We start from the raw sequence: 25978 nt of genomic DNA, 5'->3' as shown, positions 1-25978 counted from the left end.
ATCCAGATGCACGAACCCGATCAAGCCCAGGACCGCTCGTGACCGCCCCCCTCAGCACCACGCCGACCCCGACCACCTCCGGTGACGGCAAGCACCCCTCCGCCCCGCGCGGCCGGCTCGGCTCACTCGGACCCGTAGGGCTCGTGCTGGCCGGTGGCATCTCGGTGCAGTTCGGCGGCGCCCTCGCGGTCACGCTGATGCCGAGGGCCGGCGCCCTGGGCGTCGTCACCCTCCGCCTGCTCGCGGCGGCCGTCGTGCTCCTGCTGGTCTGCCGGCCCCGGCTGCGCGGCCACTCCCGGGCCGACTGGGGCACGGTGATCGTCTTCGGCATCACCATGGGCGCCATGAACGGCCTGTTCTACGAGGCGGTCGCCCGGATCCCGCTGGGCCCGGCGGTCACCCTCGAAGTCCTGGGTCCCCTGGCCCTGTCCGTCCTGGCCTCCCGCCGGGCGATCAACGCCCTCTGGGCCGGCCTGGCCCTCGCCGGTGTCTTCCTGCTCGGCGGCGGAGGTTTCGGCGATCTGGACCCCGCGGGTGTCGGCTTCGCCCTGGGCGCGGGCGCCATGTGGGCGGCCTACATAGTCTTCAGTGCCCGTACCGGCCGCCGCTTCCCGCAGGCGGACGGACTGGCGCTGGCCATGGCGGTCGCGGCCCTCCTCTTCCTCCCCCTGGGCATCGCCGAGTCCGGCACCCGGCTCCTGAACCCCACCACCGCCGCCCTCGGCTCGGCGGTGGCCCTGCTCTCCTCGGTCCTGCCCTACACCCTCGAACTGCTGGCCCTGCGCCGGCTGCCGGCCCCGACGTTCGCCATCCTCATGAGCCTGGAACCGGCCATCGCGGCCACGGCCGGCTTCCTGATCCTCGGCCAGTCCCTCACCCCCACCGAGGCCGCCGCGATCACCCTCGTCATAGCGGCGACGATCGGCGCCGTGCGCACCCAGACGTCCCGGAAGCCCGGCCTGCGGGCACCGGAGGCCTGACGCCCGACGGCCGACCGGTTCCCCAGGACCGCTCCCCGCTCACCCTGCGCATCCCGCTCCCCTCCCGCACACTCTCTGTGTGGCCTGAATGGGCGAAGACGGAGGGAAAGGCGGATCTCGTGACCGACGCTCGTGACACCCACCCCAGCCCGCTGAAGGTCACCGCCCGGGGGCGGGCCGTTCTCGCCGATCCCCGGATCAATCGCGGTACCGCCTTCACCGACGAGGAGCGCCGCGCCCTCGATCTCGTCGGGCTGGTGCCGCCGCGCGTGCTCACCCAGGACGAGCAGGCCGAACGCGCCTACGGCCAGTTCCGGGACCAGCCGGGCGACCTGGCCAGGAGCGTGTACCTGACGGCGCTGCACGACCGTAACGAGGTGCTGTTCTACCGGCTCGTCGGCGACCACCTCGAAGAGATGCTGCCCATCGTCTACACCCCCACCGTGGGCACGGCGATCCGCCGCTACAGCACGGAGTACCGACGGCCGCGCGGCGTCTACCTCTCCGTGGACGCCCCCGGCGACATCGAACGCTCCCTGCGCGCCCACGGCCTCGGCGCCGACGACGTCGACCTGATCGTGGCCACCGACGGCGAGGGCATCCTCGGCATCGGCGACTGGGGCGTCGGCGGCATCGACATCGCCGTCGGCAAGCTCGCCGTCTACACGGCCGCCGCCGGCATCGACCCGCGCCGCACCCTCCCCGTCATGCTCGACGTCGGCACCAACCGCCAGGAACTCCTCGACAACCCCCTCTACCTGGGCAACCGCCACCCCCGCGCCGACCGCGAGACCTACGACGCCTTCATCGACGCCTACGTCACCACCGCGACGCGGCTCTTCCCGCACGCCCTGCTGCACTGGGAGGACTTCGGCACCGCCAACGCCCGCCGCATCCTCGACCGCTACCGCGACCAGGTCTGCACCTTCAACGACGACATCCAGGGCACCGGCGCCGTCAACCTCGCCGCCGTCCTGTCCGGCGTCCGCGCCACCGGCATGCCCCTGACCGAGCACCGGATCGTCGTCTTCGGCGCCGGCACCGCCGGCATCGGCGTCGCCGACCAGCTGCGCGACGCCCTGATCGCCGAGGGCCTGTCCACCGAGCAGGCCACCGCCCGCTTCTGGTGCGTGGACCGCTACGGCCTGCTCACCACCGACCAGGGCGACCAGCTCCGGGACGTGCAGAAGCCGTACGCCCGCCCGGCCGACGAGACCGACGGCTGGCGCCGGGACGAGAACCTGCCCGGCATCCCGCTGGACGAGGTGGTCCGCCGGGTCCGCCCGACCATCCTGATCGGCACCTCCGGCCAGGGCGGCTCCTTCACGCAGGAGCTGGTCCGCGAGATGGCCCGGCACACCGAGCGCCCGATCATCCTGCCCATGTCCAACCCGACCGACCTCGCCGAGGCCACCCCCGCCGACCTGCTCGACTGGACCGACGGCAAGGCCCTGGTCGCCACCGGCAGTCCCTTCGCCCCGGTCGAGCGGGACGGGACGACGTACGAGATCGGCCAGGCCAACAACGCGCTGGTCTTCCCCGGCCTCGGCCTCGGCGCGATCGTCGCCCGTGCCTCCCGCATCACCGACCGCATGCTCCGCGCGGCGGCCGACGCGGTGGCCCGCCGGACCGGTGACACGGAGGTCGCCCGCGCCGACGCGCCGGTCCTCCCACCGATCCGCGACCTGCGCGCCACCTCGGAGGCCGTCGCCGTGGCCGTGGCGCGCGCGGCGGTGGAGGAGGGCGTCGCCCGGGCCGGCCTGGACGACGTCGAGGCGGCGGTACGGGCGGCCCGCTGGGAGCCGGTGTATCCGCCGGTGGAAGCGGTGTGACCTCCGGTCCGGGCGGAGCGAGCCGATCCGCCCGGACCGCCCTCGCCCGCGCGCGGGCTCCCGTGCGCCACCTCAATTCATGCAAGCACGCTTGATTGTTTCTGTCGCCGCTGCCATGCTCCCCCCCATGGCCGACCCGACGCCCGTCATCGACGACCTGCGCGCCGAGAGCGACGAACTCGACGAGCTGGTCGCGGAGTTGAGCCCGCGGCAGTGGGCCCTGCCCACCCCCGCTCCCGGCTGGACCGTCGCCCACCAGGTCGCGCACCTCGCCTGGACCGACCGCTCGGCCCTGCTGGCCGTCACCGACACCGGCGCCTTCCAGGCACTGGTCGAGAAGGCACTCGCCGCACCCGGCTCCTTCGTGGACGAGGGAGCGGAGGAGGGCGCCGTGCTGCCGCCCGCCGCACTGCTGGCCACCTGGCGCGACGGGCGTGCCGCCCTCGACCGGGCCCTGCGCGACGCACCGCCCGGCGCCCGCTTCCCCTGGTACGGCCCGCCCATGTCCGCCGCCTCCATGGCAACGGCCCGACTGATGGAGACCTGGGCCCACGGGCTGGACATCGCCGACGCCCTGGGTGTGGTGCGCCCACCCACCGACCGGCTCCGGCATGTGGTCCGGCTCGGGGTGCGGACCCGCGACTTCGCCTTCGGGGTCCACGGACTGACCCCTCCGGCCGAGGAGTTCCGGGTGGAACTGACCGCGCCCTCCGGTGAGGTGTGGGCGTACGGCGACGCGCGCGCCGCCCAGCGCGTCACCGGCCCCGCCCTCGACTTCTGCCTCCTGGTCACCCAGCGCGCCCACCGCGACGACCTCGCGCTGACGGCCACCGGCCCGGACGCCGACCGCTGGCTCGGCATCGCCCAGGCCTTCGCGGGCCCGCCCGGCACCGGCCGCCCGCCGAGGGGGACCGCCCGGTGAACCCGCTGCGCATCGGCAACTTCTCCGGCTTCTACGGCGACCGCGCGGACGCCCTGCGCGAGATGCTCACCGGCGGTGAGGTCGACGTTCTCACCGGCGACTACCTCGCCGAACTCACCATGCTCATCCTCGGCCGCGACCGGCTGAAGGACCCGGCCGCCGGGTACGCCCGCACCTTCCCGCGCCAGCTGGAGGACTGCCTGGGCCTCGCCCACGAACGCGGTGTGCGGATCGTCACCAACGCCGGCGGCCTCGACCCGGCCGGACTCGCCGACCGGATACGGCAGTCGGCGGACCGGCTCGGCATCCCCGTCAGGGTCGCGCACGTCGAGGGCGACGATCTGACCGCCGCCCACCCGGGAGCCCTGGCCGCCCACGCCTACCTCGGCGGCTTCGGCATCGCCGCGTGCCTGCGGGCCGGCGCCGACGTGGTGGTCACCGGCCGGGTGACCGACGCGGCGCTCGTCACCGGCCCCGCCGCCGCCCACTTCGGATGGGGGCCGGCGGACCTGGACCGCCTCGCCGGCGCCGTCGTCGCCGGGCATGTGCTGGAGTGCGGGACCCAGGCCACCGGCGGCAACTACGCGTTCTTCGGCGAGGGGGACGTACGGCGTCCCGGCTTCCCGCTCGCCGAGGTCCACGCCGACGGCACCAGCGTGATCACCAAGCACCCGGGCACCGGTGGCTTCGTGGACGTGGGCACGGTCACCGCGCAGCTGCTGTACGAGACCGGCGGCGCCCGCTACGCCGGACCCGATGTCACCGCCCGGCTGGACACCGTACGGCTGAGCCAGGACGGGCCGGACCGGGTGCGGATCGAGGGGGTGCGCGGGGAGGCGCCGCCGCCCACGCTCAAGGTGGGGGTCAACCGGCTCGGCGGCTTCCGCAACGAGGTCGTCTTCGTGCTCACCGGACTCGACATCGAGGCCAAGGCGGCCCTGGTGCGGGAGCAGCTCGCCGACGCGCTCGCCAAGTCGCCGCCGCGGGAGGTCCGGTGGGACCTGGTGCGGACCGACCGGGCGGACGCGGACACCGAGGAGACGGCCAGCGCGCTGCTGCGGCTCGTCGTCCGGGACCCGGACGAGCGGGTCGTGGGGCGGGCGCTCAGCGGGGCCGCCGTGGAACTCGCCCTCGCCAGCTACCCCGGCTTCCATGTGCTGTCCCCACCCGGAAAGGGCGCCCCCTATGGGGTCTTCGAGGATGTGTACGTGCCCCATGGGGACGTAGACCACAGGGCCGTCCTCCACGACGGACGCCGTGTCCCCGTGCCGCCGCCCCAGGACACCCGGCCGCTCGACGCCGTACCGCCCCCGCCCCTCCCGGAACCCCTCCCGCCCGGTCCGACCCGCCGGGCGCCCCTCGGGCTGGTCGCCGGGGCGCGCAGCGGGGACAAGGGCGGCAACGCCAACGTGGGGGTGTGGGCGCGGTCGGACGAGGCCTGGCGGTGGCTCGCCCACACGCTGACCACCGACGCCTTCCGGCAGCTGCTGCCCGAGGCCCGCGACCTGCCCGTCACCCGGCACCCGCTGCCGAACCTGCGCGCGCTCAACTTCGTCGTCGAGGGCATCCTCGGCGCCGGAGTCGCCGCGCAGGCCCGCTTCGACCCGCAGGCCAAGGCCCTCGGCGAATGGCTGCGCTCCCGCCACCTGGACATCCCGGAGACTCTGCTGTGACGGTTCTGCGGACCGCTCTCGACCCCACCGGCCCCGACCACCGGGCCCACCGCGAGGCCATGCTCGCCAAGCTCGCCGAACTGGAGGCCGAGCACGCCAAGGCGCTCGCCGGCGGCGGCGAGAAGTACGTGCGGCGGCACCGTGCGCGCGGCAAGCTGCTGCCCCGCGAGCGCATCGAGCTGCTGCTGGACCCCGACACCCCGTTCCTCGAACTGTCCCCGCTCGCCGCCTGGGGCAGCGACTACCCCGTCGGCGCCTCCCTCGTCACCGGCATCGGCGTGGTCGAGGGCGTGGAGTGCCTGATCACCGCCAACGACCCGACCGTGCGCGGCGGTGCCAGCAACCCGTGGAGCCTGAAGAAGGCCCTGCGCGCGAACGACATCGCGCTCGCCAACCGGCTGCCCTGCATCAGCCTGGTGGAGTCGGGAGGCGCCGACCTGCCGTCCCAGAAGGAGATCTTCATCCCCGGCGGCGCCATCTTCCGCGACCTCACCCGGCTGTCGGCCGCCGGCGTCCCGACCATCGCCGTCGTCTTCGGCAACTCCACCGCGGGCGGCGCCTACATCCCCGGCATGTCCGACCACGTGATCATGGTCAAGGAGCGCGCGAAGGTGTTCCTCGGCGGTCCGCCGCTCGTGAAGATGGCGACCGGCGAGGAGAGCGACGACGAGTCGCTGGGCGGCGCCGAGATGCACGCGCGCGTGTCCGGCCTCGCCGACCACTTCGCCCTGGACGAGCCGGACGCGCTGCGCCAGGCCCGCCGGGTCGTGGCCCGCCTCAACCACCGCAAGGCGTACCCGGACCCCGGCCCGGCCGAGCCGCCCGCGTACGACCCGGAGGAACTGCTGGGCATCGTCCCCGGGGACCTGAAGATCCCGTTCGACCCGCGCGAGGTCATCGCGCGGATCGTGGACGGCTCCGACTTCGACGAGTTCAAGCCGCTGTACGGCACCAGCCTGGTCACCGGCTGGGCGGCCCTGCACGGCTACCCCGTCGGCATCCTGGCCAACGCCCAGGGCGTCCTGTTCAGCGCCGAGTCGCAGAAGGCCGCCCAGTTCATCCAGCTCGCCAACCAGCGCGACATCCCGCTGCTGTTCCTGCACAACACCACCGGCTACATGGTCGGCAGGGAGTACGAGCAGGGCGGGATCATCAAGCACGGCGCGATGATGATCAACGCCGTCAGCAACAGCAGGGTCCCGCACCTGTCGGTCCTCATGGGGGCGTCGTACGGCGCCGGGCACTACGGCATGTGCGGCCGGGCCTACGACCCCCGGTTCCTGTTCGCCTGGCCCAGCGCCAAGTCCGCCGTCATGGGCCCGCAGCAGCTCGCCGGCGTGCTGTCGATCGTCGCCCGGCAGTCGGCCGCGGCCAAGGGGCAGCCGTACGACGAGGACGCGGACGCGGCCCTGCGCGCCATGGTGGAGCAGCAGATCGAGTCCGAGTCGCTGCCCATGTTCCTGTCCGGGCGGCTGTACGACGACGGCGTCATCGACCCGCGCGACACCCGCACCGTGCTCGGCCTGTGCCTCTCCGCCCTGCACACCGCGCCCTACGAGGGCGCGCGCGGCGGCTTCGGCGTCTTCCGGATGTGAGGGATCCCGTGATTTCCAGTGTGCTCGTCGCCAACCGGGGCGAGATCGCCTGCCGTGTCTTCCGCACCTGCCGTGAGGCGGGAATCCGGACGGTCGCGGTGCACTCCGACGCCGACGAGAACGCGCTCCACGCGCGCGTGGCCGACACGGCCGTACGGCTGCCCGGGTCGGCGCCCGCCGAGACCTATCTGCGCGGCGACCTGATCGTGAAGGCGGCCCTGGCGTCCGGCGCCGACGCCGTGCACCCCGGCTACGGCTTCCTCTCCGAGAACCCCGACTTCGCCCGCGCCGTCCTGGACGCCGGGCTGGTCTGGATCGGCCCGCCGCCGCAGGCCATCGAGGCCATGGCGTCCAAGACCCGCGCCAAGCGGCTCATGGGCCTCGCCCCGCTCGACCCGGCCGGCATCACCGACGCCGACCTGCCCGTCCTCGTGAAGGCGGCGGCCGGCGGCGGAGGGCGCGGGATGCGGGTCGTGCGCCGCCTGGACGAGCTGGAGGCCGCGCTGGAGGGCGCGCGCGCCGAGGCCGCGAGCGCCTTCGGCGACGGCGAGGTCTTCGTGGAGCCGTACCTCGAACACGGCCGCCATGTGGAGGTGCAGATCCTCGCCGACACGCACGGCACCGTCTGGCCGCTCGGCACCCGCGACTGCTCCCTCCAGCGCCGCCACCAGAAGGTCGTCGAGGAGGCCCCGGCGCCCGGACTCACCACGGCGCTCGCGGAGGAACTGCGCACGCTGGCCGTACGCGCCGCCCGCGCCGTCTCCTACACCGGTGCGGGCACCGTCGAGTTCCTGGTCGCCGACGGCCGCGCCCACTTCCTGGAGATGAACACCCGCCTCCAGGTCGAACACCCCGTCACCGAGGCGGTCTTCGGGCTCGACCTGGTCGCGGAGCAGATCAGGATCGCCGAGGGCCACGCCCTGGGGACCGAGCCCCCGCGCGCGCGGGGCCACGCCGTCGAGGCCCGCCTGTACGCCGAGGACCCCGCCCGTGACTGGGCCCCCCAGACCGGCACCCTGCACCGCCTGTCCGTACCGGCCGGCGTCCGCCTGGACACCGGCTACACCGACGGCGACACCATCGGCGTCCACTACGACCCGATGCTCGCCAAGGTCGTCGCCCACGCCCCCACGCGCGCGGAGGCGATCCGCAGGCTCGCGGGCGCCCTGGAGTCCGCCGCGATCCACGGCCCGGTCACCAACCGCGACCTGCTCGTACGCTCCCTGCGCCACCCCGAGTTCACGAGCGGGCGCATGGACACCGGCTTCTACGACCGCCACCTCGCCGCCCTGACCGAGCCCGCTCCCGACCCCCACGCCCCCTTGGCCGCCGCCCTCGCCGACGCCCACGGCCGCTCCCGCTTCGGCGGCTGGCGCAACGTCCCCTCCCAGCCGCAGGTGAAGCGGTACGAGATGCACGGCGAGGAGCACGAGGTCCGGTACCGGCACATGCGGCAGGGCCTGACCGCCGACGGCGTCCGGGTCGTGCACGCCGACGCGGCTCTGGTGGTGCTGGAAGTGGACGGCGTACGGCGGAGGTTCGCAGTCGCCCGGTACGGCGACCAGGTCCACGTCAACACCACCCGCCTCACCGCCCTGCCCCGCTTCCCCGACCCGACGGCCCGGCTCGCGCCGGGGTCCCTGGTGGCCCCGATGCCGGGCACGGTGGTCAGGATCGCCGAGGGTCTGACCGAAGGGGCAACGGTTCAGGCGGGCCAGGGCCTCATCTGGTTGGAGGCGATGAAGATGCAGCACCGGATCTCGGCCCCGGCGGCGGGGACGCTCACGGCCCTGCACGCCGAGCCGGGACAGCAGGTCGAGCCAGGCACGGTGCTGGCAGTAGTGCAGGAACCCTCTTCCTAGGAGCCCCATGACAGCCGTCATCGAATCCGAAGAACACAAGGCCCTGCGGTCCGCGGTGGCCGCCCTCGGCAAGCGCTACGGCCGCGACTACCTCACCCGGACCGTCGCGGAGGGCAAGCCCCCCACCGAACTCTGGAGCGAGGCGGGAAAGCTCGGCTACCTCGGCGTCAACCTCCCCGAGGAGTACGGCGGCGGGGGCGGGGGCATAGCGGACCTCTCCATCGTGCTGGAGGAACTGGGCGCCGCGGGCTCGCCCCTGCTCATGCTCGTCGTGTCACCCGCCATCTGCGGCACGGTCATCGCTCGCTTCGGCACGGAGGACCAGAAACGGCACTGGCTCCCCGGCCTCGCCGACGGAAGTCGCCTGATGGCCTTCGGCATCACCGAGCCCGACGCCGGCTCCAACAGCCACCGCATCACCACCACCGCCCGCAGGGACGGCGCCGACTGGCTGCTCACCGGCCGCAAGGTGTTCATCTCCGGGGTCGACATGGCCGACGCCGTGCTGATCGTCGGCCGTACCGAGGACGCCCGCACCGGACGCCTCAAGCCCTGCCTGTTCATCGTCCCGACGGACGCGGAGGGCTTCCACAAGCGCCCGATCGACATGGAACTCAACGCGGCGGAGAAGCAGTTCGAGCTGACCCTGGACGACGTACGGCTGCCTGCGGACGCACTCGTCGGTGATGAGGACGCGGGGCTCCTCCAGCTCTTCGCGGGCCTCAACCCCGAACGCATCATGACCGCCGCGTTCGCCATCGGCATGGGCCGCCACGCGCTCGCCAAGGCCGTCCGGTACGCCCGCGACCGCACGGTCTGGAAGGCCCCCATCGGCGCCCACCAGGCCATCGCGCACCCCCTGGCGCAGGCGCACATCGACCTGGAGCTGGCCCGGCTGATGATGCAGAAGGCGGCCCACCTCTACGACGCCGGCGACGACATCGGCGCGGGCGAGGCCGCGAACATGGCCAAGTACGCGGCGGCCGAGGCCTGCGTGAAGGCCGTGGACCAGGCCGTGCACACCCTCGGCGGCAACGGCCTCACCCGTGAGTTCGGACTCGCCTCGCTGATAACGGCCGCGCGCGTGTCTCGTATCGCCCCGGTCAGCCGGGAGATGATTCTCAACTACGTCTCCCACCAGACCCTGGGCCTGCCCAAGTCGTACTAGGCGCCCTGTGCGAGGAGGAACCGTGTTCCGCAGCGAGTACGCAGACGTTCCGCCCGTAGAACTCCCCATCCACGAGGCCGTCCTGGGCCGGGCCGCCGCCTTCGGCGACCAGCCGGCCCTCATCGACGGCACGGACGGCACCACCCTCACGTACGCGCAGGTGGACCGGTTCCACCGGCGCCTGGCCGCCGCCCTCGCCGAGACGGGCGTCCGCAAGGGCGACGTCCTGGCCCTGCACAGCCCCAACACGATCGCGTTCCCGACCGCGTTCTACGCGGCCACGCGCGCGGGTGCCGCCGTCACCACCGTGCACCCGCTGGCCACCGCCGAGGAGTTCGCGGGGCAGCTCCGCGACAGCGCGGCCCGCTGGATCGTCACCGTCTCCCCGCTGCTGGACACCGCCCGCCGCGCGGCCGGACTCGCGGGCGGCGTACGGGAGATCCTCGTGTGCGACAGCGCCCCCGGGCACCGCTCGCTGACCGATCTGCTCGCCACCACCGCCCCCGAACCGGAACCCGGCATCGATCCGGCCGAGGACGTCGCCGCGCTGCCGTACTCCTCCGGCACCACCGGCACCCCCAAGGGCGTCATGCTCACCCACCGCCAGATCGCCACCAACCTCGCCCAGCTGGAACCCGCCGTCCCCGCCGGACCCGGCGACCGCATCCTCGCCGTCCTGCCGTTCTTCCACATCTACGGCCTCACCGCCCTGATGAACGCGCCCCTGCGCAAGGGCGCCACGGTCGTCGTCCTGCCGCGCTTCGAGCTGGAGACCTTCCTCGCCGCGATCGAGAAGCACCGCATCACCGGCCTGTACGTGGCCCCGCCGATCGTCCTCGCCCTCGCCAAGCACCCGGCGGTCAGCCGCTACGACCTCTCCTCGCTGAAGTACGTCATCAGCGCCGCCGCCCCGCTGGACGCCCGGCTCGCCGTCGCCTGCGCCGAACGCCTGGGCCTGCCCCCGATCGGCCAGGCGTACGGCATGACCGAACTGTCCCCCGGCACGCACGTCGTGCCCCTGGACCGGCTGCGCGAGGCCCCCGCCGGCACCGTCGGCAGGCTCATCGCCGGCACCGAGATGCGGATCGTCTCCCTGGACGACCCCGGCAAGGACCTGGGCACCGGCGCGTCCGGGGAGATCCTGATCCGGGGCCCCCAGGTGATGAAGGGCTACCTCGGCCGCCCCGACGCCACCGCCGCGATGAGCGACGCCGACGGCTGGCTGCACACCGGGGACGTCGGGTACGTGGACGCCGGCGGCTGGCTGTTCGTGGTCGACCGGGTGAAGGAACTGATCAAGTACAAGGGCTTCCAGGTGGCCCCCGCCGAACTGGAGGCGCTGCTGCTCACCCACCCCGGCATCGCCGACGCGGCCGTCATCGGCGCGTACGACGACGACGGCAACGAGGTCCCGCACGCCTTCGTCGTCCGCCACCCCACCGCCGGCGGCCTGACCGAGAACGACGTCCTGCCCTACGTCGCCGAACGCGTGGCGCCCTACAAACGCGTCCGCCGGATCACCTTCGTCGACGCCGTCCCCCGCGCCGCCTCCGGCAAGATCCTGCGCCGACAGCTCAGGGAGCACACGTGACGGACCCGACCGCGCTGATCGGCCGCACGCGCGCGCGTGCCGTCGACACCCTCAGCCTGGACTCCACCGGCACCCGCAACGCCCTGTCCGCCGCACTCGTCACGGAACTCGCCGGGGCCCTGGCGGACTGCGGCAAGGACCCGGACGTACGGGCCGTGGTCCTCACCCACACCGGTACGACGTTCTGCGCCGGCGCCGACCTGCGCGACCCGCCCCACCCGGACGCCCTGGTGGCCCTGCTCCGGCAGATCGTGGAGCTGCCCAAACCCGTCGTCGCCCGGGTCACCGGCCACGTCCGCGCCGGCGGCCTCGGTCTGCTCGCCGCCTGCGACATCGCCGCCGCCTCCACCGACGCCACCTTCGCCTTCACCGAGGTGCGCATCGGCGTGGCCCCCGCCGTGATCTCCCTGCCGGTGATCCCGCGTGCCGACCCCCGCGCCCTGGCCCGCTACTACCTCACCGGGGAGCGCTTCGGCCCGGCCGAGGCCGTGCGCCTGGGCCTGCTGACGGTGACGGCGGACCGCGCCGACGACGTCGACGACGCCCTGGCCCCCGTCCTGGACGGCCTGCGCCGCTCCTCCCCGCAGGCCCTGGCCGAGACGAAACGGCTGCTCACGGCTAGGGTGCTGGAGACATTCGACCGGGACGCGGCCGAGCTGACCGCGCTCTCGGCCCGGCTGTTCTCCTCCCCGCAGGCCCGGGAGGGGATGACGGCCTTCCTGGAAAGACGTGATGCGGCATGGGTGGTGTGAGTACGACGGAACGGGAGCGCGTTCCCAAGCAGGACCGCAGCCGGGCCACCCGGCAGCGGCTCCTGGAAGCCGCCGTGGCCTGCCTCGCCGAGCGCGGCTGGGCGGGCTCCACGGTCGCCGTCGTGGCCGAGCGGGCCGGTGTCTCCCGCGGCGCCGCCCAACACCACTTCCCCACCCGGGAAGACCTCTTCACCGCCGCCGTCGAGTACGTCTCCGAGGAGCGCTCCCTCGCCCTGCGGGCCCTGTTCCCGGACGGCGCCGCCGACCGCCGGGCCGTCGTGGCGGCCCTGGTCGACCTCTACACCGGCCCCCTGTTCCGCGCCGCCCTGCACCTGTGGGTCGCCGCCTCCGACGAGGAACAGCTGCGCCCGCGCGTGACCGAACTGGAGGCCCGCGTCGGCCGGGAGACCCACCGCATCGCCGTGGACCTCCTGGGCGCCGACGAGTCCCGCCCCGGCGTCCGCGAAACCGTCCAGGGCCTGCTGGACATGGCCCGGGGCCTGGGCCTCGCCAACCTCCTCACCGACGACACCGCCCGCCGCGAACGGGTCGTCGCCCAGTGGGCGGCGCTGCTGGAGGAAGCGCTGGGCTGAGACGGGGCCGCGCCCGGCGCCGCCGGGCCCGCGCCGGCGCCGGGGAGCCACCGCGGGGGCGCGTTACCCTTGGCCCATGCTTCCGATGCTCGTTCGCCGCCGCCACGTGGACTACGTGCGCGTCACGAGCATGGGCTGTCGGCGCCTCTCCGCCTGACCAGCCCCCACCTCTCTCTTCCTCTCTTCCTCACTTCGCCGGCACCCGGGGGCCGCCACCACCCCTCGGCGGTCACCCGTGCCCCGTACACCCGCGGACGCATCATGACCACGCACACAGTGACGTCGTACGACCAGCTCCCGATCATCGACCTGTCGGCCGCCGACGGCGACCCGCGGGCGCGCGCCCTGCTCCACGCCCAGCTGCACAGCGCCGCCCACGACGTCGGCTTCTTCCAGCTGGTCGGCCACGGCGTCACCCGGGCCGAGACCGACGCGCTGCTCACCGCCATGCGCGCCTTCTTCGCCCTCCCCGAGGCCGACCGGCTCGCCCTGGACAACGTCGGCTCGCCGCACTTCCGGGGCTACACCCGCACCGGCGACGAGCGCACCGGCGGCGCCCGCGACTGGCGCGACCAGCTCGACATCGGCGCCGAACGCCCCGCCCGCGTACCGGGGCCGGGCGAGCCGCCGTACTGGTGGCTCCAGGGCCCCAACCAGTGGCCGGCCGCCCTGCCCGAACTGCGCACGGCCGCCCTCGCCTGGATCGACAAGCTGAGCGGGGTCGCCCACCGGCTCCTGCGGGAACTGCTGACCGCCATCGGCGCCCCGGCCGACTTCTACGACCCGATCTTCGGCGACCGCGCCCACCCGCACCTCAAGCTCGTCCGCTACCCCGGCAGCGCGGACGACGGCACCGACCAGGGCGTCGGCGCCCACAAGGACTACGGCTTCCTCACCCTGCTCCTCCAGGACACGGTCGGCGGCCTCCAGGTCCAGCGCGAGGACGGCCGCTTCCACGACGTGCCGCCCATCGAGGGCGCGTTCGTCGTCAACCTCGGCGAACTCCTGGAAGTCGCCACCAACGGCTACCTGCTGGCCACGAACCACCGGGTCGTCAGCCCGCCCGGCGCCACCGAGCGCTTCTCGGTCCCGTTCTTCTACAACCCGCGCCTGGAGGCGAGGGTCGAGCCCCTGCCCTTCCCGCACGCGTCGAAGGCCCCCGGCATCACGACGGACCCGACGAACCCGCTGTACGCCGAGTACGGCTACAACGAGCTGAAGGGAAAGCTCAGGGCCCACCCGCTGGTGGCGCAGCGGCACCACGGGAACCTGCTGACCCCGGCGTGATCGACTTTGCGGGGGCGCGGGGCCGTACCGACATGCGGCTCCGCGCCCCGGGCACCCCTGTCAGCGGGTGATGTCCGCGTACCCGGAGATGTCCTCGGGCCGGCGCGGACCCGGCCCCACATACCGGGCGGAGGGCCGCACCAGCCGCCCCGTCCGCTTCTGCTCGAGGATGTGCGCCGACCACCCGGCCGTACGGGCGCACGTGAACATCGACGTGAACATGTGCGCCGGCACCTCGGCGAAGTCCAGCACGATCGCGGCCCAGAACTCCACGTTGGTGGCGAGCACCCGGTCCGGCCGCCGATTGTGCAGCTCCTCCAGCGCGGCCTTCTCCAGCGCCTCGGCGACCTCGAACCGCGGCGCCCCCAGCTCACGCGCCGTACGCCGCAGCACCCGCGCCCGGGGGTCCTCGGCCCGGTACACCCGGTGCCCGAAGCCCATCAGCCGCTCGCCCCGGTCGAGCGCCTGCTTGACGTACGCCTCCGCGTCCCCCGTGCGCTCGATCTCCTCGATCATCCCGAGCACGCGCGAGGGCGCACCGCCGTGCAGCGGGCCCGACATCGCACCCACCGCCCCGGACAGCGCGGCGGCGACGTCCGCGCCGGTGGAGGCGATCACCCGGGCGGTGAAGGTGGAGGCGTTCATGCCGTGCTCGGCGGCGGAGGTCCAGTAGGCGTCCACGGCCGCCACGTGCTTGGGGTCCGGCTCCCCCCGCCAGCGGATCATGAACCGCTCCACCACCGAGTTCGCCTTGTCGATCTCACGCTGCGGCACCATCGGCAGCCCCTGGCCGCGCGCGGACTGGGCGACGTACGACAGGGCCATGACGGCGGCCCGCGCCAGGTCCTCCCGGGCCTGCCGCTCGTCGATGTCGAGCAGGGGGCGCAGCCCCCACACGGGGGCGAGCATGGCGAGCGCCGACTGGACGTCCACGCGGATGTCACCGGAGTGGACGGGGATCGGGAACGGCTCGGCGGGCGGCAGGCCGGGGTTGAAGGCGCCGTCGACGAGCAGGCCCCACACGTTCCCGAAGGAGACGTGGCCGACCAGGTCCTCGATGTCGACGCCCCGGTAGCGCAGGGCGCCGCCCTCCTTGTCCGGTTCGGCGATCTCCGTCTCGAACGCGATGACTCCTTCGAGCCCGGGTACGAAATCGGACATCAGGCGGCTCCTCGTGATGTGTGGGCGGCGGTCACCCCGGTGATGCCCCGATCCGCCGGTGGTCACCCGTGGTCAACCCAACCGCAAAGGGAGCAGCACGATAACTCCCGGTGCCACAGTTGGGGAGACCACGCGACACTGAGTGCCATACCCGTTCGATACGGCAGGATGACCGCGTGACCGACCGTGAGCCGCTCCTGGACCCCGTCCTCGACCCCGCCGCCATGCGCAAGCAGTACCGGGCCGGCGGCCTCGCCGAGGAGGACCTCGCCACCCATCCGATGGACCAGTTCACCCGGTGGTTCGAGGACGCGGCCCGCGCGGCCCTGCACGGCACGCTCTACGAGCCCAACGCGATGGTCGTCTCCACGGCGGACGCCCAGGGCCGCCCCAGCTCGCGCACGGTGCTGATGAAGCAGTACGACACCGAGGGCTTCGTCTTCTTCACCAACTACGACTCCCGCAAGGGCCGCGACCTGGCGGAGAACCCGCACGTCGCGCTGCTCTTCCCCTGGCACCCCCTGGCCCGCCAGGTCATCGTCACCGGCACCGCCCGGCGCACCGGCCGCGACGAGACCGCCGCCTACTTCCGCACCCGCCCGCACGGCTCCCAGCTGGGCGCCTGGGCCAGCGTCCAGTCCGCGGTGATCGCCTCCCGCACGGAGCTGGACACGTCGTACGCCGCGCTCGAAGCGCGCTACCCGGAGGGCGAACAGGTCCCGGTGCCGCCGCACTGGGGCGGCTTCCGCGTCACCCCGGAGACGATCGAGTTCTGGCAGGGCCGGGAGAACCGCCTCCACGACCGCCTGCGCTACGTCGCCCGGCCGGACGGCACCTGGAAAGTCGAACGCCTCAGCCCCTGACCGGGCCCGGAAGGCGCGCGAGAACGCAGACGACCCGCGGGCTGGGTTCCTCGATGAGGAGCCGGCCGGACGTACCGGCAGCCCGCGGGTCGGGTGACTGCTTGGGATTGGGCCGGCTGCACGCGTCGTTCGCGTGCCGGTCCGGCACCGCACATGGTGTGGTGACGGGCCGCTAGCCCGCAGCCACCTCACGCGTCCGGTTCTCATACATCTGCCGAACCACCTCCCTTCTCGTGTACCCGACACCCTAAGAAGCCGCCGCCACGGGCTCAACTGTTTTTTTCGTCCGCCCCCCGCCGGCCGCCGGGGAGCCTGATATACGTGCTCGCGTGACGGATCTTCGAATAGCGGGCGTCGACGGCGACGCGATGCTCGAACAGTGGCGGCACGTGCACAACGTGGTCGTCCCGCCCGCCGCGATGTCTCCGCAGGAGGCACGGGAGCGGCAGGGACGCTACCGGCTGGCGAACGCCTATCTCGGCGAGGTGCTCGTCGGGTGTTCCACCGTGCGTCCGCCGGCGGGGGAGCAGCGGGTGGCGACCGTCATCGCGCGCGTGCTGCCCGAGTTCCGGCGCCGGGGCTTCGGTACCGCCCTCCACGAGGACGCGCTGGCCCACGCGCGCGGGCTGGGAGCCGAAACCATCGAGACCTGCGTCCTCGCGGTGAACGCGGACGGGCTGCGGTTCGCCCTGCGGCGCGGCTACGCGGAGACCGACCGGTACGTGCTGGACGGCGAACACGACGAGTGGGTGGACCTGCGGCTCTCGCCGGGCGGCCCGGGGCATTGATCCCCGCAATCTTCGGGAACAGGGTGTGGGGTGTGTCACGTTCCAGTTGAATGATGGGCAGTGAGCGAACCGAGCGCCGTGCGTGCGCGGACGCAGTCTCCAGGGGGTCCAGGTGAGTGCTTCGCGGCGGAGTGGGACCACTGATGAACTGGGGCCGGACGAGCCCGGTGAGTCCGGCGGCTCCGACCTGCTCGCCGCGCTGCTCGACGGCATGGACGCGGCACTGTGCGCCTTCGACGCCGACGGGGTCGTGACCCACTGGAACCGGGAGGCCGAGCGGATACTCGGCTGGACGGCCGCCGAGGCCGTCGGGCGGCACGGGTTCGCCGGCTGGGCGGTGCGCAGCGCCGACGCCGAGGAGGTGCAGGCCCGGCTGATGTCGGCGATGCGGGCGCCGGGCCGCCAGGTGCACGAGTTCGCGCTGGTCACCAAGGGCGGCGGGCGGGTGCTCGTCCGGACGCAGTCGGCCGCCGTGCGCGGACCCGACGGGAAGCCCGCGGGGGTGTACTGCGCGTTCAGCGAGGTGCACGCACAGATCGACCTGGAGCGGTCGATCGCGCTCAGCGAGGCGCTGTTCGAGGACGCGTCCTGGGGGGTCGTGCTGGTCGACGCCGATCTGCGGCCCGCCGTGGTGAACGCGCACGCGGCGCGGGCGCTGGGAGTGGGGCGCACGTCCGTACTGGGGCGCCCGCTGGGCGAGCTGCTCGCGCAGGGCGTGGAGGAACTGGAGGCCGCGCTGACCCACGTCCTGGCCGAGGGCGCGCCGCCCGCGCCCGCCGAGATGTGGGTGTCCGTCCGTGGCCCGCAGGGCGAGAGGCGCCGCTGCTGGCGCAGCGGGTTCCTGCGGCTGGCCTCACCGCTCGCCGAGGAGCCGGTGCCGCTCGGGGTGGGATGGCTGTTCGAGGACGTCACCGAGGCCAAGCAGGGGGAGCAGGAGGCGGCCCTGCTGCGGTTCCGGACGAACCAGCTGCACCGGGCGGCCCGGGCCGCGGCCGAGTGCGAGGACCCGGCGGAGGCGGCCATCGTCCACCTGGACTTCGCCCTCGCCGGCTTCGCCGACCACGCCCTCGTCGACCGGGTGGCGGACCGCCCGCGCGCGGAGGGAGCGGACGGCCCGGGTCCGGTCCGGCTGGTACGGCTCGCGGCCACGCCCGCCGGGGCGCCGGGGCCGAGCCTGCTCACGGGCGCGGCCGGGCTTCCCGTGCGCTACCCGGAGGGCCACCCGGCGCTCCAGTGCGTGGAGCGGGGAGGGACCGTGCGCGCCGACGCCGGGTCGGTCTCCGCCGAGCGGGCGCGGGAGTGGGCGCTGGAGCGCCAGTGGCCCGGCGACGCGGTGCACGCGCTGTGCGCGGTGCTGCGCAGCCGGGGCCGGACGCTGGGCGTGGTGACCTTCCTGCGCGGTTCCGGCCGCAACCGCTTCGAACGCCCCGACACGGCGTACGCGGAGGACGTGTCCGCCCGGATAGCAACGGCACTGGACCTGGCGGACACGACCCGGGGCCGAACCCCGCAGTAGGGGGTCTTGCGGCGGGGGGGGGGCGTGGTCGCCCGGTGGCAGGGAGTTCCTGCCCGGGGCCGGCCACGCTGCCGGGGTCACCCGCGTGGGTCGGCGGCAAGCCGTCCCGCGCCGGTCGCGGAGCCGGTCTCCTCCCGGCGCGGGGCGCTGTCAGTGCCGGTAGAAGATCCGGTCGCCGTACTCCGTCATCACGCGGTCGTTCCACTCGTGTCCGCCGTCGACGTTGCCGGAGCGCAGCAGCGGGGGTTCGACGCCGCGGTCGGCGAGGGTGGCGGCGGTGGTCGCCATGACGGCCTGCATCAGGGCGGCGGTGACGACCGTGGACGCGGGGGCGAACGGCGCCGGGATGGTGTCGAGGGTGAGTTCCGCGTCCCCGACGGCGATCTTCGAGTCGAGGACGACGTCGCAGTGGTCCTTGAGGAAGGTGCCCGAGGCGTGCCGGGACGACGTCTGCGAGGCGTACGCCACCGAGGTCACGCCGATCACCTTCACGCCGAGGGCGCGGGCGCCGAGGGCCATCTCCACGGGCAGCGCGTTGCGGCCGGAGAGGGAGATGATCAGGAGCGCGTCGCCGGCGCGGAGCGGCGAGGTCTCCAGGACGGCGCTCGCGAGGCCGTCGACGCGTTCGAGGGCGGAGCCGAGGGTGGCCGGGGTGACGTCGACGCCGACGACGCCGGGGACGGCGAGCAGGTTCATCAGGGCCAGGCCGCCCGCGCGGTAGACGACGTCCTGGGCGGCCAGCGAGGAGTGCCCGGCGCCGAAGGCGAACAGGCGGCCGCCGGACGCGACGGTGTCGGCGAGCAGGGTGCCGGCCGCGGTGATCGCCCCGGCCTCCTCGTCGCGGACCCGTTGCAGCAGGCCGATGGCGGCGTCGAAGAACAGGTCGGCAGGCGTGCCGTCGCTCATGCGGTGCCCCTTCGCAGCGTCTGTGTCGCGGATCACGGTGCGGTCTGGACCAGTGCGGTGTCAATACGGCCGGGCGGGAGCGCCCGGAAGAGGCGGCACCCGCTTTCCGCGCGCACCCGCACCCGCGACGGCCCGCACCCGTCAACGGCACGCACCCCGGGCCGGCGCCCGTTTTCCCGGTGCCGCCCGCTTGTCAGTGGGATCCGGCAGAATTGATGCCAGGGCCAGCGCACGCGGCCGGCTGCCGGCAGAGGTAATCGAGGGGCACGTATGTCCGGACTGATCGACACCACGGAGATGTATCTCCGCACCATCCTCGAGCTCGAAGAGGAAGGCGTCGTCCCCATGCGCGCCCGCATCGCGGAGCGGCTGGACCAGAGCGGGCCGACGGTGAGCCAGACGGTCGCGCGGATGGAGCGCGACGGCCTGGTCTCCGTGGCCAGCGACCGCCACCTGGAACTGACGGACGAGGGCCGCCGGCTGGCGACGCGCGTGATGCGCAAGCACCGCCTGGCCGAGTGCCTGCTCGTCGACGTGATCGGCCTGGAGTGGGAGCAGGTGCACGCGGAGGCGTGCCGCTGGGAGCACGTGATGAGCGAGGCCGTGGAGCGCCGCGTGCTGGAGCTGCTGCGGCACCCCACCGAGTCGCCGTACGGCAACCCCATCCCGGGCCTGGAGGAGCTGGGCGAGAAGGACGGCGCGGACCCGTTCCTGGACGAGAGCATGGTGTCGCTCGCCGACCTGGACCCGGGCTCGGACGGCAAGACGGTCGTCGTCCGCCGTATCGGCGAGCCGATCCAGACGGACGCGCAGCTGATGTACACGCTGCGGCGGGCGGGCGTGCAGCCCGGTTCGGTGGTGAGCGTGACGGAGTCGCCCGGTGGCGTCCTGGTGGGCAGTGGCGGCGAGGCGGCCGAGCTGGAGGCGGACACCGCCTCCCACGTGTTCGTCGCCAAGCGCTGAGACGGAGAGGGCCCCGGCGCCTGCGCGCCGGGGCCTGTCCTCCCCTGTGCTGACCCGGAGCCCCGAGCTCTCAGGGTCATCCCCCTCGGACCGGCTTTTCCCCGAGCGGTCCGCCTCCCGCCAGAAGACATCCCCTCGGCTGAGGCGATCATTCCTTGAGGGGTGTCACTCGAAGGAGGGGTGTTGTCGGCGGAGGCGCAATTTTCGAATAAGCATTCGATAACCTGAAGCGGCTGGACGACGAGGACGGCGGAGCTGGGGGGTGCCAGGCCGATGGCACGGCGTATCGATGTGACGGGAGCGGGCGGGGTGCGCCTGGCCGCCTGGGAGTTCGCCGACCCTCCGAAACCGGAGGCGGAGCCGGACGCCGAGGGGGACGCGCGGTCCGGCGCTCCGGGCGTGCTCTTACTCCACGGCCTGATGGGCCGTGCCTCCCACTGGGCGCCCACCGCCCGCTGGCTCGCCGGCCGCCACCGCGCCGTGGCGCTCGACCAGCGCGGCCACGGCCAGAGCGAGAAGCCCCCGCGCGCCGCGTACACCCGCGAGGCCTACGTCGAGGACGCGGAGGCCGCCGTCGAACAGCTCGGCCTCGCCCCCGTCCTCCTCGTCGGGCACGCCATGGGCGCGCTGACCGCCTGGCAGCTCGCCGCGAAGCGCCCCGATCTGGTGCGCGGCCTGATCATCTGCGACATGCGCGCCTCCGCCCTCGGCTCGGCCTCCCAGCGGGAGTGGGCGGACTGGTTCCGGTCCTGGCCCGTCCCCTTCGCCAGCCTGGCCGACGTCCGCAAGTGGTTCGGCGAGAACGACCCCTGGGTGGAGCGGCCGAGCCCCGCGCGCGGGGCCTTCTACGCCGAGGTGATGCACGAGGCGGAGGACGGCTGGCGGCCCGTCTTCGACCCCGACCACATGCTCGGCTCCCGTGAGGCATGGGTCTACGACGCCCACTGGGAGGAGCTGGCCCAGGTCCAGTGCCCGACGCTGGTGGTGCGCGGTGTGGACGGCGAGCTGGGGCGGGCGGAGGCCCAGGAGATGGTGCGGGTGCTGCCGCGCGGGGAGTACGCGGAAGTCCCGGACGCGGGGCACCTCGCGCACTATGACCTGCCGGTGGCTTGGCGGGCGGCCGTCTCACCGTTCCTCGACGGATTGCTGGGGGCATGAGGGCGTGGGCGTCTGCGGGGTTGTTCTTTGCGGGCGGCTGCGGGTCGTTCCTGGCTGATCGCGCAGTTCCCCGCGCCCCTGAAGGGGCGCGGGGAACTGCGCGAGTACGCACCACTCACCCGCACCCGCCCACGAAAGAGCGCCCCGGCAGACGCGTGGGCGCCCCGCCTACCGATCCCTCCCGCACGCATAGGCCAGCGGTGAGATCAACTCCTCCGCGTCCGGCAGCCACCGGTTCGCGGGCGTCGGCCGGCAGGCCCACTGCACGGCCCCCCGGGAGCCGAACCGCGTGGGCGGCGCCGCCACATAGGCGCCCTCGCCCAGGGTCATGAGGTCCAGTGACGCCGGCGACCAGCCGAGCTTCCGTACCAGCTCCGGCACCTTCGCGGTGGCACCGGGCAGGACGAAGAACTGCATGCGCCGGTCCGGGGTCAGCGTGACCGGCCCGAGCGACAGTTCCATCCGCTCCATCCGGGCGAGCGCCAGGAACCCCGCGCTCTCCGGGACGGACAGCGCGTCGAACGTCCGGCCCGTCGGCAGCAGGATCGACGCCGCCGGCTGCTTCTGCCACATCCGGCGCGCGACGGTCGCACTGCCGGTCGCCTGGGTCGCCCAGTCGGGGCGCGCGGGGTGCGCACCCGGCGCAGGGCAGGAGGCGTCGCCGCACGAGCAGCGCTGCCTGCCGTCGACGGCTTCCAGCCAGGTGCCCGGGAACACGTCCCAGTGCCGCTCCTCGGCGTAGCGTACGGCGGTCTCCAGCAGCGATTCCCCGCGCTGCTGTGGGATGTGACCGGCCATCTGAGTGTCTTGGGCGCCCGCGATCGTCTCTTCCACGTTCCACTCAACTCCCGCGCCCACCTGGAGTTACGGCCGTAACGCGCGCGGGGGAGGAGCATCGATTCCGCAGTCGGGGCGCATGGGTGCATGACCGGGGGCGCGCGGGAGGGGGCGGGGCGTGAGATGGGTAGCCAGGGAGGGGGGCAACCGTCTTCACCCCGGCAAAGCGCACAAGTCACGCATTGACGGTATGTCAGCTGGGCAGTGATCTTCCGGCCGGAACTTTGTGCTCCGGAGGATCGCAACACGCTCCAGGGGATCGCAACGCAGGGGGTAGGTACATGGCCGCAAGGCCTCTCGTGGCGAGGCAGCCGAACGAACGGCTGCAAGCACTCATCCAGGAAGCGGGGTGCTCGAACGCCGGGCTGGCCCGGCGGGTCAACATGTGCGGCGCGGAGCACGGCCTCGACCTGCGCTACGACAAGACGTCCGTGGCCCGCTGGCTGCGCGGCCAGCAGCCGCGGGGCCGGGCCCCGGCGATCATCGCCGAGGCGCTCGGGCGCAAGCTGGGCCGTACGGTGACGATCGACGAGATCGGCATGGCCAACGGCAAGAACCTCGCCTCGGGGGTCGGTCTCCAGTTCTCGCCGACGGTGCTGGGGGCCATCGAGCAGGTCTGCGAGCTGTGGCGCAGCGACGTGGGGCGCCGGGACTTCCTGTCCGGCACGTCCGTCGCCGCCTCCGCGCTGGTCGAGCCGAGCCGCGACTGGCTGATCTCGGCGCCGGACCCCCAGGTGGCCCGGCAGGCGGGCCCGCGCGTGGGCCAGTCCGACGTGGCGGCCGTACGGTCCATGACCCAGGCGCTGGTGGACCTCGACCACCAGTACGGCAGCGGGCATGTGCGCCCGGTCGTCGTGCACTACCTCAACAGCGTCGTCTCCGGGCTGCTCGCGGGCTCCTACCGGGAGGCGGTCGGCCGGGAACTCTTCGCCGCCGTCGCCCGGTTGACGGAGCTGGCGGGGTACATGGCCGTCGACACCGGGCAACCGGGGCTCGCCCAGCGGTACTACATCCAGTCGCTGCGGCTCGCGCAGGCCGCCGGCGACCGCGGGTACGGCGGTTACGTGCTCGCCGCGTCCATGAGCCACCTCGCGGCGCAGCTCGGAAACCCCCGCGAGATCGCCCAGTTGGCGCGGGCGGCGCAGGAGGGGGCGCGTGGGCAGGTGACCCCGCGCGCGGAGGCGATGTTCCACGCCGCCGAGGCGCGCGGGCACGCCCTGCTCGGTGACGCGCGCGCGGCGCAGGCGGCCGGCGGGCGGGCGGTGACGGCGATGGAACGGGCGGACGACTCCACCGGGGACGACCCGGCGTGGATCGCCCACTTCGACGAGGCGTATCTGGCCGACGAGTTGGCGCACTGCCACCGCGACCTCGGGCAGGCCGACCAGGCCGCGCGCTACGCCGAGCAGTCGCTGGCCGGGCACCCGGAGTCCCGGGCCCGCCGGCGCGCCATCGGCTACGTGCTGCTCGCCACGGCCCAGGTGCAGCAGCGCGAGATCGAACAGGCCTGCACCACGGGCATGAAGGCCGTGGAACTGCTGGAGACGCTCCGCTCCAACCGGGGCGCCGAGTATCTGGACGACCTCCAGCAGCGGCTGGAGCCCTTCCGGGACGAGGCGGTGGTAAGGGAGTTCGGGGCGCGGCTCGATCTCCAGCAGGCCGCGTGAACAGCGGCCCCGCGGGGGCGTGAACGCACGGGAAACGGCACCCGGGTGTGCGCCGGGGCCGTGAACAGCGCTCCAGGAAGCGGTGGTGTTACCGCTGTCACAGGGAAGGAGGTCACGTCCCGCGCTGCGTGGCACGCGGCTCGGGGGACCCGGTAGCGTGAGCCGACGATTCACAAGGTCCCCCATTAGTAGGAGTCCCGGTGACGCAGAGTGGACAGGGCGAGGAGCCCTCGGCGCGGACCGCGCGCGAAGGCATCGTGCTGCCCTCCGACGGAGGAGAGCCCCTGCTGCCGGGCATGACCGGGACGCCGGCACCCGCTCACCCGGCCGGCGGACAGGCCTGGGGCGGTTCCTGGGGCCCCGAGCAGCAGGCGGCCCAGCCGGGCCAGGGCTGGCCGCCGGCGGCGGCCCCGCAGTGGGACGCCCCCGGCGGTCCCGACCAGCGGCCCCCGTCCGCCGCGAACCCCGGCCCGCTCCCCCCGGAGGGCGCACCGGCACCGTCGTACGGCGGCCAGGCCCCGGCCTACGGCGGTCCTGCGGCTTCCTACGGCGGCCAGGACGCGCGGTACGGCGGGACCGGCGCCGGTGCCCACGGCGCGGCGCAGCAGCCCGCCTACGGCGCGCCCGACCCCTACCAGCAGCCCGCGCAGCAGCAGCCGTACCCGGCGCAGCCGTCCGCGTACCCGGCCGCGGGTGCCCCGCTGCCGCCGAGCGCGGACGGTGCGACCCAGTACCTCCCGCCGGTCCCCGCCGCCCCCGGCGACGAGGGCGCCACCCAGTACCTGCCGCCCGTGCAGGCGGCGCCGGCCGACGGGGCCACCCAGTACATACCGCCGGTCCCCGCCGGGGGCTCCGTTCACGAGGCGGCCACCCAGTACATACCGCCGGTCGCGCCCGGCGCGCTGCCGCCGGAGTCGGCCGGCGGGGAGAACCACTACCCCGGCCAGGCGCCCCGGCAGGCGGCGCCCGCGCCCTCGGACGCCGAGGCCACGCAGTACATCCCGCCGTACGCCGCCCAGGCGCAGGCGCAGGGGGCGGACCGCCAGCCGCCCGCCGAGTTCGACAACCTCTTCCGCGGCGGCCCCGGGGGCGGCGACGGCCCGGCCGGGTCCACCCAGCAGCTCCCGCGGGTGCAGCAGCCGGACGCCTATCCCGGCCCGGCGCAGACGTCGTACCGTCCGGCGCAGCCGTCGTACGACGCGGGGCCGGACGACGACGGCGGGCGGCGCCGGGGCAGGTCGCGGGTGCCGCTGATCGCCGCGGTCGGCGTCGGCATCGTCGTGCTCGGCGTCGGCGCCGGCGCGCTGCTCAGCGGCGGGGGCGACAAGGACCCGGGCGGGGACGACCAGACGGTCGCCGCCGCCTCCCCGGCCACCGGGGACTCCGCCTCGCCCGCCGCCGACCCCGCCCGGCAGCAGGCCGTCGAGCTGGACAAGCTGCTCGCGGACAGCGGCAGCAGCCGGGCCGCGGTGATCCAGGCGGTGGCGGACGTCAAGCAGTGCGACAACCTCGACCAGGCCGCCTCCAGCCTGCGGGACGCGGCCGGGCAGCGCGGCCGGCTGGTCACGCGGCTCGGCAAGCTGTCCGTGGACAAGCTGCCCGGCAACGCCGATCTGACGGCGGCACTGACCAGGGCCTGGCAGGCCTCCGCCGCGGCCGACAACCACTACGCGGCCTGGGCCGAGCAGGCCAAGGGGCACAAGGTCTGCCGCAAGGGGCACGCCCGGACCACCGGCGAGACCCAGGCCGGCAACCGCGAGAGCGGCACCGCCAGCGCGCAGAAGACGAAGGCGGCGGCCCTGTGGAACGCGATCGCCAGGAAGTACGGCCTGACCGAGCGCCAGCCGACCCAGCTGTGAGCGCC

The 25978-nt window shown here is 74.0% G+C and carries 21 protein-coding genes; 18 read left to right on the top strand and 3 right to left on the bottom strand.

Annotated features, from left to right (window positions below; all coding sequences use genetic code 11):
• The first annotated feature begins 38 nt into the window (after positions 1-38).
• The 11 genes from ABZV94_RS09105 (at position 39) to ABZV94_RS09055 (ending at position 14255) form a co-directional block, all read left to right on the top strand.
• Positions 39-980: an EamA family transporter gene (locus ABZV94_RS09105; RefSeq protein ID WP_356338770.1), complete on the top strand. Its 942-nt coding sequence runs from the start codon at positions 39-41 to the stop codon at positions 978-980.
• Between the two features lie 119 nt (positions 981-1099).
• The gene (locus tag ABZV94_RS09100) at positions 1100-2812 is read left to right on the top strand and encodes an NAD-dependent malic enzyme (RefSeq protein ID WP_356338768.1); all 1713 of its coding nucleotides are present in this window, start codon (positions 1100-1102) and stop codon (positions 2810-2812) included.
• Between the two features lie 127 nt (positions 2813-2939).
• Positions 2940-3734 (top strand): TIGR03084 family metal-binding protein, encoded by a 795-nt coding sequence (locus tag ABZV94_RS09095; RefSeq protein WP_356338766.1) that lies wholly within the window; start codon positions 2940-2942, stop codon positions 3732-3734.
• Positions 3731-5407 carry an acyclic terpene utilization AtuA family protein gene (locus ABZV94_RS09090; RefSeq protein ID WP_356338764.1) on the top strand — a complete coding sequence of 559 codons (1677 nt, stop codon included), beginning with the start codon at positions 3731-3733 and terminating at the stop codon, positions 5405-5407. The genes ABZV94_RS09095 and ABZV94_RS09090 overlap by 4 nt, the downstream gene beginning before the upstream one ends.
• Complete coding sequence (locus ABZV94_RS09085; protein WP_356338762.1) at positions 5404-7002, top strand: carboxyl transferase domain-containing protein; 1599 nt, start codon at positions 5404-5406, stop codon at positions 7000-7002. Before ABZV94_RS09090 ends, ABZV94_RS09085 begins: the two co-directional genes overlap by 4 nt.
• 8 nt (positions 7003-7010) lie before the next feature.
• On the top strand, positions 7011-8864 hold the full coding sequence (locus tag ABZV94_RS09080) for a biotin carboxylase N-terminal domain-containing protein (protein ID WP_356338759.1): 1854 nt from the start codon (positions 7011-7013) through the stop codon (positions 8862-8864).
• 7 nt (positions 8865-8871) lie between these two features.
• Positions 8872-10032: an acyl-CoA dehydrogenase family protein gene (locus ABZV94_RS09075; RefSeq protein WP_356338757.1), complete on the top strand. Its 1161-nt coding sequence runs from the start codon at positions 8872-8874 to the stop codon at positions 10030-10032.
• A 22-nt stretch (positions 10033-10054) separates the two neighbouring features.
• A complete protein-coding gene (locus ABZV94_RS09070; protein WP_356338754.1) occupies positions 10055-11623 on the top strand; it encodes a 4-coumarate--CoA ligase family protein in 1569 nt (522 codons plus the stop codon).
• Positions 11620-12375 carry an enoyl-CoA hydratase family protein gene (locus ABZV94_RS09065; RefSeq protein ID WP_356338752.1) on the top strand — a complete coding sequence of 252 codons (756 nt, stop codon included), beginning with the start codon at positions 11620-11622 and terminating at the stop codon, positions 12373-12375. The genes ABZV94_RS09070 and ABZV94_RS09065 overlap by 4 nt, the downstream gene beginning before the upstream one ends.
• Positions 12363-12968, top strand: coding sequence for a TetR/AcrR family transcriptional regulator (locus tag ABZV94_RS09060; protein ID WP_356338750.1), 606 nt, complete (start codon positions 12363-12365; stop codon positions 12966-12968). Before ABZV94_RS09065 ends, ABZV94_RS09060 begins: the two co-directional genes overlap by 13 nt.
• A gap of 261 nt (positions 12969-13229) precedes the next feature.
• A complete protein-coding gene (locus ABZV94_RS09055; protein ID WP_356338748.1) occupies positions 13230-14255 on the top strand; it encodes a 2-oxoglutarate and iron-dependent oxygenase domain-containing protein in 1026 nt (341 codons plus the stop codon).
• Between the two features lie 60 nt (positions 14256-14315).
• On the opposite strand, the gene ABZV94_RS09050 is transcribed toward ABZV94_RS09055, so the two are convergent.
• Complete coding sequence (locus ABZV94_RS09050) at positions 14316-15416, bottom strand: citrate synthase 2 (RefSeq protein WP_356338747.1); 1101 nt, start codon at positions 15414-15416, stop codon at positions 14316-14318.
• A gap of 176 nt (positions 15417-15592) precedes the next feature.
• Between ABZV94_RS09050 and pdxH the strand changes: the two genes are divergently transcribed.
• The 3 genes from pdxH (at position 15593) to ABZV94_RS09035 (ending at position 18583) form a co-directional block, all read left to right on the top strand.
• Positions 15593-16279 carry a pyridoxamine 5'-phosphate oxidase gene (gene pdxH / locus ABZV94_RS09045; RefSeq protein ID WP_356338745.1) on the top strand — a complete coding sequence of 229 codons (687 nt, stop codon included), beginning with the start codon at positions 15593-15595 and terminating at the stop codon, positions 16277-16279.
• A gap of 368 nt (positions 16280-16647) precedes the next feature.
• A complete protein-coding gene (locus ABZV94_RS09040; protein WP_356338853.1) occupies positions 16648-17067 on the top strand; it encodes a GNAT family N-acetyltransferase in 420 nt (139 codons plus the stop codon).
• Between the two features lie 112 nt (positions 17068-17179).
• Complete coding sequence (locus tag ABZV94_RS09035; protein ID WP_356338742.1) at positions 17180-18583, top strand: PAS domain-containing protein; 1404 nt, start codon at positions 17180-17182, stop codon at positions 18581-18583.
• A 150-nt stretch (positions 18584-18733) separates the two neighbouring features.
• Here ABZV94_RS09035 and ABZV94_RS09030 read toward each other — a convergent pair whose 3' ends face one another.
• Positions 18734-19489: an SIS domain-containing protein gene (locus tag ABZV94_RS09030; RefSeq protein ID WP_356338740.1), complete on the bottom strand. Its 756-nt coding sequence runs from the start codon at positions 19487-19489 to the stop codon at positions 18734-18736.
• A 270-nt stretch (positions 19490-19759) separates the two neighbouring features.
• On the opposite strand from ABZV94_RS09030, the gene ABZV94_RS09025 reads away from it, so the two are divergent.
• Positions 19760-20452: a metal-dependent transcriptional regulator gene (locus tag ABZV94_RS09025; RefSeq protein WP_014673345.1), complete on the top strand. Its 693-nt coding sequence runs from the start codon at positions 19760-19762 to the stop codon at positions 20450-20452.
• A gap of 273 nt (positions 20453-20725) precedes the next feature.
• Entirely contained in the window at positions 20726-21610 is an 885-nt protein-coding gene (locus tag ABZV94_RS09020; protein WP_356338737.1) for an alpha/beta hydrolase, read from the top strand.
• A gap of 168 nt (positions 21611-21778) precedes the next feature.
• Here the strand turns inward: ABZV94_RS09020 and ABZV94_RS09015 are convergent, their stop codons facing one another.
• Positions 21779-22444 carry a bifunctional DNA primase/polymerase gene (locus ABZV94_RS09015; protein WP_356338736.1) on the bottom strand — a complete coding sequence of 222 codons (666 nt, stop codon included), beginning with the start codon at positions 22442-22444 and terminating at the stop codon, positions 21779-21781.
• Positions 22445-22728: 284 nt separating this feature from the next.
• Between ABZV94_RS09015 and ABZV94_RS09010 the strand changes: the two genes are divergently transcribed.
• Positions 22729-24114, top strand: coding sequence for a transcriptional regulator (locus ABZV94_RS09010; protein ID WP_356338734.1), 1386 nt, complete (start codon positions 22729-22731; stop codon positions 24112-24114).
• A gap of 200 nt (positions 24115-24314) precedes the next feature.
• Positions 24315-25973, top strand: a complete 1659-nt coding sequence (locus tag ABZV94_RS09005; RefSeq protein ID WP_356338731.1) for a hypothetical protein — start codon at positions 24315-24317, stop codon at positions 25971-25973.
• Positions 25974-25978: the final 5 nt, after the last annotated feature.

This window comes from Streptomyces sp. NPDC004658, from assembly GCF_040609555.1.
Lineage (GTDB): Bacteria > Actinomycetota > Actinomycetes > Streptomycetales > Streptomycetaceae > Streptomyces.
This window is presented reverse-complemented; position numbering and strand designations above follow the sequence as displayed.

Coding starts and splice junctions, on each gene's coding strand:
- ABZV94_RS09050 (WP_356338747.1), bottom strand. CDS start 15,416: ATGTCCGATTTCGTACCCGGGCTCGAAGGAGTCATCGCGTTCGAGACG.
- ABZV94_RS09025 (WP_014673345.1), top strand. CDS start 19,760: ATGTCCGGACTGATCGACACCACGGAGATGTATCTCCGCACCATCCTC.
- ABZV94_RS09075 (WP_356338757.1), top strand. CDS start 8,872: ATGACAGCCGTCATCGAATCCGAAGAACACAAGGCCCTGCGGTCCGCG.
- ABZV94_RS09020 (WP_356338737.1), top strand. CDS start 20,726: ATGGCACGGCGTATCGATGTGACGGGAGCGGGCGGGGTGCGCCTGGCC.
- ABZV94_RS09055 (WP_356338748.1), top strand. CDS start 13,230: ATGACCACGCACACAGTGACGTCGTACGACCAGCTCCCGATCATCGAC.
- ABZV94_RS09060 (WP_356338750.1), top strand. CDS start 12,363: ATGGGTGGTGTGAGTACGACGGAACGGGAGCGCGTTCCCAAGCAGGAC.
- ABZV94_RS09095 (WP_356338766.1), top strand. CDS start 2,940: ATGGCCGACCCGACGCCCGTCATCGACGACCTGCGCGCCGAGAGCGAC.
- ABZV94_RS09040 (WP_356338853.1), top strand. CDS start 16,648: ATGCTCGAACAGTGGCGGCACGTGCACAACGTGGTCGTCCCGCCCGCC.
- ABZV94_RS09010 (WP_356338734.1), top strand. CDS start 22,729: ATGGCCGCAAGGCCTCTCGTGGCGAGGCAGCCGAACGAACGGCTGCAA.
- ABZV94_RS09030 (WP_356338740.1), bottom strand. CDS start 19,489: ATGAGCGACGGCACGCCTGCCGACCTGTTCTTCGACGCCGCCATCGGC.